The organism is Bradyrhizobium yuanmingense (assembly GCF_029167105.1).
GTDB lineage: Bacteria > Pseudomonadota > Alphaproteobacteria > Rhizobiales > Xanthobacteraceae > Bradyrhizobium > Bradyrhizobium yuanmingense_A.
In genome coordinates, this window is the sequence record NZ_JARFML010000082.1 from 1 (window position 1) to 8315 (window position 8315).

An 8315-nucleotide genomic window follows, 5' to 3' on the forward strand; every position below is an offset into this window, starting at 1 on the left:
CGACAAATGTATGGCCGGGCAAGCTACCCGCTATTGCGTCGACGCGTCCTCCTGGCTGCTTGAGAACGATCGGGCAACCAATCCAACCATCGATCGCTCATGCTGCACCAAATGTGCGGAAGAACCCCAGATTGCCGCGCTATGTACAAGGCACGTTTTGCGCGCCACACGAACCGAACGATCGCCGCTTTAACGCCGCAGCCCCGCCGGACACAATGAGGGAGCTCAGCCATTAGCGGTGCCCAATCCTGACGGCTGCAATTATGGGTCGTGCATCAGTCCGCGCGGTGACGGCCGAGCTGAGATACGAGCACGCTCTTGCGATTTGCCCACAGGTGAACAGGGCTTTCGAGCGCTCGGCTGGACTCGTGCAGAACCATCCGCGCGTAATACAAATTCGGGGCGTCTCCAAATCCTTAGCTCCTCCGGTGGTCATGGTCAGGAGCGTCTCGATTTATCGATTGTGATCGACGCAGCTTTCCTAGCTCATAGCAAAGAACGCTCCATAACGGGCCCAAGGCTCCCTCCCGCTACCGCTGTACGGCGTTTGGCTGCCGGCTCGTGCAACGGTAGCCACCAAAGCAGGTAGTGCCTCGAGCCTTATTGTTGATGTACAACTCGCCTTGCCCGCTATGACGCAGCTCATCACGAACAAGGTGCCGCAATGAAACTCATAGTCGATCAGTTGTACGTGTGCTGTGCGGGCGGCCCGAGGTCCGCGAGATGGTAAGGTTTGTCATTTCGTTGATGTGAAACCTGACCGACCTTTTCAAAAGGAGAGGTGCTTCCCGGCTGGCTTTGGTTCCAACCAACAATGGCTGCTGAAAAATTGACACAAGCTCAGCTGCAGGAGCGCGTCGCAAACGCTTTGCGCAAAATCGACGCGTTGGAATCTATATATGAGACCATCACCGTCGGACAGCTGGTTTCATTGCGGGCGAGAACGCACGGCTCGACAACGGCAATCGACGTCTTCGTGCGCGGCGAGCGCGCGACATACTCCGAGATGGATCGTTGGTCCAACAAATATGCGCACGCGCTGCGTGCGCTCGGCGTACGCAAGCGGGATCGCATCGGCGTGATGCTGCCCAATCGCCTCGCATTTCCGATCTTGTGGTTCGCGCTCGCCAAGCTAGGTGCTGTGATGGTTCCGATCAACATGCGCTACACGCCGAGGGAGATCGAGCACGTTGTCCGCGATACGCAGGCCAAGTTCGCCGTCGTCGACGAAGCCGTATGGTCAGTGTTCTCGGCGATGGAGCCTTGGCCGCAGGATCTTACCAAAGAGCGATTAATTGTCGTTGGACAGCCTTCCACCGGAACCGCCATTTCCCTCGATGAGTTACTGAAGGGAGGCGACGAGTCTCCGGTCGATGAAGATGTCCGACCCGACGACCTGTTGAACATTCAATATACTTCGGGGACCACTGGCCTTCCAAAAGGTTGCATGTTGACGCACGACTATTGGGGCGTGAGCTCCTATCAAGGGGCGTGCGGGGACGGGCAGCCGTACCGGAGGTACCTTTCTATGCAGCCGTTCTTCTATGGCGATCCGCAAGGACATCTTCTGAAGTCGTATCGGCAAGCTGGCACCCTCTACCTGGCGCCGTCAATGAGCTCCACGCGCTTTATCGGTTGGATCAAGCAGCACGGCATCGAGTGGTGCTACTTTCCAGAGCTGATAGCGCGTCAGAACGAGACCGCCGACGAAGATGGGAGGACGTGCCTGAAGCAGACTCTGACGTGGGGCTGCAGTCCTGATTCGCAGCGCAAACTCCGGAAGAGATTTCGAGTGCGCACCCAGGACGCTTATGGGATGACGGAAATCGGGTTTGGCACACAAATGCCGAACGAGCTTGATGAGGTGACCGACTTAGGTTCGGTGGGGATTCGTGCACCGTTTCGAAACCTGCGCCTGATGAATAGCGATGGCACACCCACTCCGGTCGGCGAAGTCGGTGAGCTGTGGGTGAGTGGTCGTGGAATCCTCAAGGGCTATTGGAATAGGCCTGAGGCGACTGCCAGCTCGTTCGAAGGCGAATGGTTTAAGACGGGCGACCTGCTGCGCCGTGACAAGCTAGGATTTCATTGGTTTGTAGGTCGCACTAAGGATATTATTCGACGTTCAGGCGAGAACATCGCCGCGCGCGAGGTGGAGGCGGTCATTCGCGAGATTCCGGAGGTTGCGGACGTGGCCGCCGTGCCCGTACTTGATGCCAAGCGCGGTGAGGAGGTTAAGATTTACGTTGAACTGAAAAAAGGTCTCACATCAAGTGATTTGTCCGTGGAGCGCATTATTGAACATGCTCGTGCGAGTCTTGCCGTGTTCAAGCTGCCGCGATACATCGCTTTTATTCCGGTGCTTCCTAGAACCAGCTCCAGCAATAAAGTGCTAAAACGTGAGCTGATCGATGTGAACGAACCGCTTGCGGGCGTCTACGACACTGCCGAGAAGCGCTGGCGCTGAACCCGACGTTCATCCAGTTCTCTCACGCGAAGAGTTGATCATAGGTTCGCCAATCTTCTCGTGCGGCGCCGAATTGGCCGCGAATGACCTCGGCGGCCACTTGAAAAAGGGCGGAGCGGGGAGAAGGCTGTATTGGTTGGACGAACAGTAGCGGTTACCCCTGATCAGTACGTTGCGCAGCAACCAGGGTCGAGCCGGACCCGCAGAACGGATCCAGCACAGTCTCAAGTGCGGGACAAAACGCTTCAATAAGCGGCTTCAAGACCGTGATTGGCTTCTGAGTTAGATGCAGCCTATTGCCACTGTAGTGCCACTCGCGAACATCGTCGATTGGAGTCATCGGGCGGCGGGCTCGCACTTGGCGAGCAGATAGGCCTGCTCGTGCTTGCTTTGCACGAAGCGCGACGACTAAGCGTAGCGCGTGATGAAGACGATGGCCCACCATGCGGAATCCGCAGAGCGCCGCGCCTTGATAAACTTGTCGGCCGCATTCCAGCCGTAGAAGCTAAAGCACCATGAGCTTGGCTTCAGCACGCGGTGCATTGCGATCGTCATTGGCCTGGTCTGACCATCGCGGGAGAGATAGCGGCAGAGTAAGGGGATCGATGAGGAGGAAGTCCACCGAGGCGGACTCCATGCGGCGCATCACCTTGATGCAGTCACCGTGAACGACCGGTGTTGTGAAGGTGGGTACTCTTTAGAGCACCTCGGGGCTGAAGACGATGGCGTCCCAGTCCACCGCGCAAGAGGTGGTGGACACCTGAGCTAGGTATTTAGTCCCAGGCTTTGATGGTGCATTCTTATCGCACGATTCGAAGGATGCGCTATGGGACAAGTTTTACACGGCTGCGCCACCACGACGGAGGCAGTCCGTCGAGCAATACAAATAGTCAAGAGAGCCTGAGGGCGCTCGCCAAGCGCTACGGGATCAACCAGAAGACTGTCGCGAAGTGGAGGGAGCGCGAGACTGTCGCCGATATCCCGACAGGCCCCAGGGACGCCAAGTCGACAGTGCTTTCTATCGAGGAGGAGGCGATCATCGTCGCTTTCCGGCGGCATACGCTATTGCCGCTCGACTATTGCCTCTATGCGCTCCAGCCGACGATCCCGCATCTGACGCGATCATCCCTGCATCGCTGTCTCCAGCGCCACGGCATCAGCCGATTGCCGGAGGTCGAAGGCAGCAAGCCTCCGAAGAAGAAGTTCAAGGCTTACCCGATCGGCTACTTCCACATCGACATTGCTGAGCTCCAGACCGCTGAAGGCAAGCTCTACCTCTACGTCGCCATCGATCGCACCAGCAAATTCGCCTTCGTGCAACTGGTCAGGAAGACGGGAAGGACCTCCGCCTCCGCTTTCCTCGAAGCTCTGATCGCGGCTGTCCCCTACAAGATCCACACGGTTCTCACCGACAATGGGATCCAGTTCACTTTCCCGCCGCGCTACGCGGACGGCCCGACGGCACGATACGTGACACATATGTTCGATATGCGCTGCCAAGAGAATGGCATCGAACATCGGCTGACCAAGATCAAGCATCCCTGGACCAATGGACAGGTCGAGCGCATGAACCGCACGATCAAGGAAGCGACCGTCCAACGCTACCATTACGATCGACACGATCAGCTCGAAGCTCACCTCGCCGACTTCATCAACGCCTACAACTACGCTCGGCGGCTGAAGACCCTGAAGCGCCTCACTCCTTACGAATACATCTGCAAATGCTGGACTTCCCAGCCGGAACGATTCAAACTTAATCCGCTCCAGCAAATGCCGGGACTAAACACCTAGATCGGTCAGGTCGTTGATGGCGATTGGCCGGTTGATGGCGGCTTCCTTGCTGGTGGCGAGGACGATCATCTCGTGAGACTCCCAATCGTTGAAACGTGCGCGGTGGCGCCGCGCAGCGGCGGGGTTCATCGCCCCGCCTCCGCGTCGTCTGCGGCGACTTTCGGATCGCGGAGAACCAGGCGGCCATTAAAGGGCAGGCAGCTTAGCTGGATGTTGAAGCTCTTGCCGTCCTCGTGTGGCCAAGCTGCGCCGATCTTGGTCCAGAAGGCCTTGTCACCTTCGCCGTCGACCACATAGACGCGTGCGGCGCCGGTTTCTTTTCGTTGCGTTTCATCTTTCGTACTCTCGTTTGGTTCAACCGGCTGCGCCATTCGCTGCCGGACGGGAATTCCTGAAGACACGAAGGATGAGCGGCGGGGCAAGGAGACTCCGACCGAGGGACCCTCCGAGATACGGTTGGATGCCTTGTGCTGACGCGCTTCGGGCCCAAATTCCAAGTCCTCTGGACAGCGGAGTGGCTGCAGCATCCACACGGGAGTAGGCCTGAGACGCAACAGAACCGCGCCAGAACGATCTGATGATGAGAGGTAGATGAGAACAGTGCTACTGGCCACCTCGACTGCCCTGGCGCTTGGATACGACAGATGAAAACAAGCTGCGAACGGAGTGACAGTCCGGCTGCCTGATGCTTCGCATTTGACGAGGAGGCGAGTGTTGAACGGGGCGCCACTGTCATTGCTGCGCTCCATAGCGCGCCTTGGTGGGGAGAGCATGTCAGCAAAAAGTGCCCCGCATCGTTTCCAATGCGGGGCAAGTAGCTCTGCACCATTCGGGTCATCAGCTCTCAACGGACTTCAACCATTCCAAGGCTTGAGGATGGTCTCCCTTGCCACGCCAGCGCTCGTCGCCGCTGCTCCGGGAAGAATCGCACACAGCCACGTCGGTGTGCTCAGGCTCCTCGCATGATCAGCCCTTGGCTTCCTTGCGCACGCGGATGACGAGCTTTCCGCTTATGGGCAGGACGATCAGATCCACGTTGAAGCGCTTGCCATCGTCATGCGGCCAGACGGCGCCGATTTTGATCCGGAACGCACTCTCGCCTTCGCCTGTCATAACGAAGGCCTCATGGGTCGCCTCCTTGGCTTTGGGTTTTGCAGGCATTGCATTCTCCAGCTTGGGTTTGCCGCAGGACAGGACCCGCCGGGAACAAAAACGTTCTGGTGCCGGTCGTTACCGGCGTGCGGTTGCTCTCAACTTAGCAGCATAAGGCGCGGCACATATTCCGGAGTTTTACTTCCATTGTTCAAAGGTGGCGACAACGGGACGCTTCGTAGGACTTAGGATATTCACGTGAAACTACGGCGCTTTTCGCTGTTTATCCGATGCAAAAGGACGAGGAGGATCGACCAAGCTCCCCTTGTGAGAGGCTCTTCGTGTGACGTTTGCCAGTTAATCAAGTCTCCAGACCGCAGCAACAGCACCCAGGATCTCTGCTTGGCGCCGCTCCAGGACCGCGACCGTCCACTCCTTTTCCTTCAGGACATTGCTCGTGATTGCGAAGTTCGCAACACCAGCTTTCATGGCGAAGTACTTCTTCTTCTCCACGAAATCAAAGTTGCTCGCCTGGGAGTTCTTGCGGCGGGTAAGAAGGACCAGATTGGCTAGCTTTTGAACCCAACGCTCACGCTCGGGCGCGTGAGGGAAATCAGTAAGCCATTGACTTAGTTCGGAAGGATTTTGGGGAAGCACGTGTTCGACGGTGATAATCGGCTGGTTGTAGACGGCGCGACCGCCAGACAGCAGCTCGTCGATCCGGAGGAGAAGCGGCAAGCGAATGCGCGTCACCCTGTAAATGTCGCCATGCAAGGCTTCCCGGACGAATCCCTTCTCGTCATCGCTTAGCTGGAGAGGCGACTCGACAGCGAACAGGTCGTCACCGGCCTGAATGGCAGCGAGAAGCCTTCCGTAAGCCGGATGCGTTCGGACGGATCGCTCCGCATGAGGAAAAGCCCGTAGGCGAGCCTCTCCAAGTCTGACAAAAAGCGAAAAATGAATTCGGGACTCTCCCTCCTTTTAGCAATGACTTCGATCGCCGGTGGCTGCCAGTCGAAGTTATCCAGGCGGGAGAGATGGGTTAAGTCGCGGTTGATTTCGGCGGCGTGCTTAAACCTAGCAAAACTCTTGTCAGTGATTTGGTCGTACGCTTCGGCGTAGGGCGACAACTCCTTCTTTATGAAGTTCGCGGGGTCTTTTCGGGTTGGAACAAACTCTCGAAAAATCCGCAATCAGGCGCGCCGGACGATTTGACGACTTTGATGGCGCTGGGGCACCAGCTCCCGCCGCGCACCGTTTACTCCACGTTCTCGGTCGCACGGAAGCAGCTTCCGTACGCAGCATTGGCGCCGTTGATCGGTGCAAATGTGCGGGTGGGTTTGGATGACAACCTTTACCTCTCACGCTGGCGCCTGGCGACCATCGCCGAGCTCGTGCAGCGGGCAAGAGAGATTCTCGAGCGGATCAGCGTACGGATAATGGCTCCCGACGAGGTGCGCGAGTAGCTCGCGCTACAAGTTCGTCGCTGAAAGGTCAAAGCTCATGTCTGAGACTTCAAAGTGCGTGCCTGGGAAGCTTCCGCGAGCGGTCGCACTGCTTGGGGGCGGGGTAATCGGCGGCGGGTGGGCCGCACGGTTCATCATCAACGGAGTGAACGTGCGGTTGTACGACCATGCGCCCGCTGCGGTTGAGCGCGTGCAGAAAAGCCTTTGGCTTGGCCATGCTCAGGTGGCCACAACCCACCGATACGCCGCTGTGGATGTCGAGATGATGCGCCGGGGACTAGAGAAGGCGGGCGTCTCAGGCGACCGCAGCGCGCGCTTCCGGCCGAACGACACCATCCTGCAGCTGCTGGCCAGCATCTGATTATTATGTGGCGGAGAAACTCTGGGTGGCCGGCCCTGACTGGCGTTAGGGTCCGGACTCAATTGATCCACCAAGTGATCGCAGCGGCCAGAAGGATTGCAGACAGGAAGATGTCTGCTCGCTTGTCGTATCTGGTTGCAATCCGGCGGAAGTCCTTGAGGCGGCAGAACATCCGTTCGATGACGTTTCGGCCTTTGTAGGCGATCTTGTCGTAGCGATGCGGGTGTTTGCGGGTCGGATTTGGCGGGATCACGGCCTTGATGCGGCGTGCGGCCAGCTCGTCGCGCAAGCTCCTGGCGTCGTAGGCTCGATCGGCCAGCAAACGGCGCGGGTTGCGGACCATGCCGATCAAACCGCGTGCACCGACCAGGTCGTGGGTGTTGCCAGGAGTGATCAGGAAGGCAAGTGGACGGCCGATATCGTCGGTCAGCGCGTGGATTTTGGTGGTCTGCCCGCCGCGCGAGCGGCCGATCGCATTGTTGAAGGCCCCCCTTTTGCGCCGGCCGCGGAGCGATGGGCTTTGATGTAGCTGGAATCCACCGACATCGATCCGTACATGCCCGTCGATCCGGTCAGGGCGTAAAAAATATCCGTCCAAATCCCCTGTCGGCTCCAGCGGTTGAAGCGGTTGTAGACCGTCGTGTAGGGGCCGTAGACTTCTGGGCAATCGCGCCAGCGCGAACCCGATTTCAGCATGTGCATAATGCCGCTGATCACACGTCGATCATCAACCCGATGCGCTCCCTTGCGCCCTCGTGGCAACAACGGCTCAATCCGCCGCCATTCCGCATCGCTGAGCCAGTAGACCTGCTTTGCCATTCAAGCCTCCCTTCCACTGAGAAGCTTGAATCACAGCCGAATTCCGGATGGAATCCCTATTGAGTACAGACCCTAACACTACTTTGGCAGATTCTATTTGCGCCCGTGTTTTTCAAGGATTTGTTTTCGGCAGTAGGGACACCGTTGAGGCGGCGGCCGAAGGATGAGATCGACGATGGCGTGACGTACGGTGGGCATGGTTGGCTGAGGCGGTGGCCCGTTGATTCTTTTTTTTCCGCCCCGCGTGGGCGAGGCGACGATGTTGCAGGAAGGCGTAGGCGATCATTGTCATCAGGGCGTGGCGATGAAGACCCTGCCA

General features: G+C 58.1%; 11 protein-coding genes and 2 pseudogenes. 4 read left to right on the plus strand and 9 right to left on the minus strand.

Features of this window, described 5'->3' with window-relative positions:
* The first annotated feature begins 814 nt into the window (after positions 1 to 814).
* Entirely contained in the window at positions 815 to 2467 is a 1653-nt protein-coding gene (locus tag P0R31_RS40125; RefSeq protein ID WP_275520874.1) for a class I adenylate-forming enzyme family protein, read from the plus strand.
* A 154-nt stretch (positions 2468 to 2621) separates the two neighbouring features.
* On the opposite strand, the gene P0R31_RS41275 is transcribed toward P0R31_RS40125, so the two are convergent.
* Positions 2622 to 2912: a DNA methyltransferase gene (locus tag P0R31_RS41275; RefSeq protein WP_430516898.1), complete on the minus strand. Its 291-nt coding sequence runs from the start codon at positions 2910 to 2912 to the stop codon at positions 2622 to 2624.
* Entirely contained in the window at positions 2876 to 3022 is a 147-nt protein-coding gene (locus P0R31_RS40135) for a hypothetical protein (RefSeq protein WP_275520879.1), read from the minus strand. Before P0R31_RS40135 ends, P0R31_RS41275 begins: the two co-directional genes overlap by 37 nt.
* 271 nt (positions 3023 to 3293) lie before the next feature.
* Between P0R31_RS40135 and P0R31_RS40140 the strand changes: the two are divergent.
* Positions 3294 to 4258, plus strand: a pseudogene (locus P0R31_RS40140) (IS481 family transposase).
* Here P0R31_RS40140 and P0R31_RS40145 read toward each other — a convergent pair.
* From P0R31_RS40145 to P0R31_RS40165, 5 genes are all read right to left on the minus strand, one after another.
* A complete protein-coding gene (locus P0R31_RS40145) occupies positions 4247 to 4387 on the minus strand; it encodes a hypothetical protein (RefSeq protein ID WP_275520881.1) in 141 nt (46 codons plus the stop codon). The pseudogene P0R31_RS40140 and the gene P0R31_RS40145 sit on opposite strands and share 12 nt — an antisense overlap.
* The gene (locus tag P0R31_RS40150; protein WP_275520883.1) at positions 4384 to 4629 is read right to left on the minus strand and encodes a hypothetical protein; all 246 of its coding nucleotides are present in this window, start codon (positions 4627 to 4629) and stop codon (positions 4384 to 4386) included. Before P0R31_RS40150 ends, P0R31_RS40145 begins: the two co-directional genes overlap by 4 nt.
* 595 nt (positions 4630 to 5224) lie before the next feature.
* A complete protein-coding gene (locus P0R31_RS40155) occupies positions 5225 to 5419 on the minus strand; it encodes a hypothetical protein (protein WP_275520884.1) in 195 nt (64 codons plus the stop codon).
* 288 nt (positions 5420 to 5707) lie between these two features.
* Entirely contained in the window at positions 5708 to 6103 is a 396-nt protein-coding gene (locus tag P0R31_RS40160; RefSeq protein ID WP_275520886.1) for an HNH endonuclease family protein, read from the minus strand.
* 53 nt (positions 6104 to 6156) lie between these two features.
* Positions 6157 to 6480 (minus strand): hypothetical protein, encoded by a 324-nt coding sequence (locus tag P0R31_RS40165; RefSeq protein ID WP_275520895.1) that lies wholly within the window; start codon positions 6478 to 6480, stop codon positions 6157 to 6159.
* On the opposite strand from P0R31_RS40165, the gene P0R31_RS40170 reads away from it, so the two are divergent.
* Together P0R31_RS40170 and P0R31_RS40175 are read left to right on the plus strand one after the other, a co-directional pair.
* Entirely contained in the window at positions 6418 to 6816 is a 399-nt protein-coding gene (locus P0R31_RS40170; RefSeq protein ID WP_275520888.1) for a 3-keto-5-aminohexanoate cleavage protein, read from the plus strand. The two genes, P0R31_RS40165 and P0R31_RS40170, sit on opposite strands and share 63 nt — an antisense overlap.
* 37 nt (positions 6817 to 6853) lie before the next feature.
* Entirely contained in the window at positions 6854 to 7177 is a 324-nt protein-coding gene (locus tag P0R31_RS40175; RefSeq protein ID WP_275520891.1) for a 3-hydroxyacyl-CoA dehydrogenase NAD-binding domain-containing protein, read from the plus strand.
* A 58-nt stretch (positions 7178 to 7235) separates the two neighbouring features.
* Here the strand turns inward: P0R31_RS40175 and P0R31_RS40180 are convergent.
* Together P0R31_RS40180 and P0R31_RS40185 are read right to left on the minus strand one after the other, a co-directional pair.
* Positions 7236 to 7996, minus strand: a protein-coding gene (locus P0R31_RS40180; protein WP_275520893.1) for an IS5 family transposase whose coding sequence is annotated in 2 segments (ribosomal slippage) — positions 7236 to 7667 and positions 7670 to 7996 — 759 coding nt in all. Because the reading frame shifts where the segments join, the coding sequence is not laid out codon by codon here.
* Between the two features lie 112 nt (positions 7997 to 8108).
* A pseudogene (locus tag P0R31_RS40185) lies at positions 8109 to 8315 on the minus strand (IS701 family transposase); the annotation flags it as partial.

Bases quoted from the DNA above. Each gene is read 5' to 3' on its own strand.
- P0R31_RS40145 (WP_275520881.1), bottom strand. From the start codon at position 4,387: ATGAACCCCGCCGCTGCGCGGCGCCACCGCGCACGTTTCAACGATTGG.
- P0R31_RS40135 (WP_275520879.1), bottom strand. From the start codon at position 3,022: ATGACGATCGCAATGCACCGCGTGCTGAAGCCAAGCTCATGGTGCTTT.
- P0R31_RS40155 (WP_275520884.1), bottom strand. From the start codon at position 5,419: ATGCCTGCAAAACCCAAAGCCAAGGAGGCGACCCATGAGGCCTTCGTT.
- P0R31_RS40150 (WP_275520883.1), bottom strand. From the start codon at position 4,629: ATGGCGCAGCCGGTTGAACCAAACGAGAGTACGAAAGATGAAACGCAA.
- P0R31_RS40125 (WP_275520874.1), top strand. From the start codon at position 815: ATGGCTGCTGAAAAATTGACACAAGCTCAGCTGCAGGAGCGCGTCGCA.
- P0R31_RS41275 (WP_430516898.1), bottom strand. From the start codon at position 2,912: ATGGTGGGCCATCGTCTTCATCACGCGCTACGCTTAGTCGTCGCGCTT.
- P0R31_RS40175 (WP_275520891.1), top strand. From the start codon at position 6,854: ATGTCTGAGACTTCAAAGTGCGTGCCTGGGAAGCTTCCGCGAGCGGTC.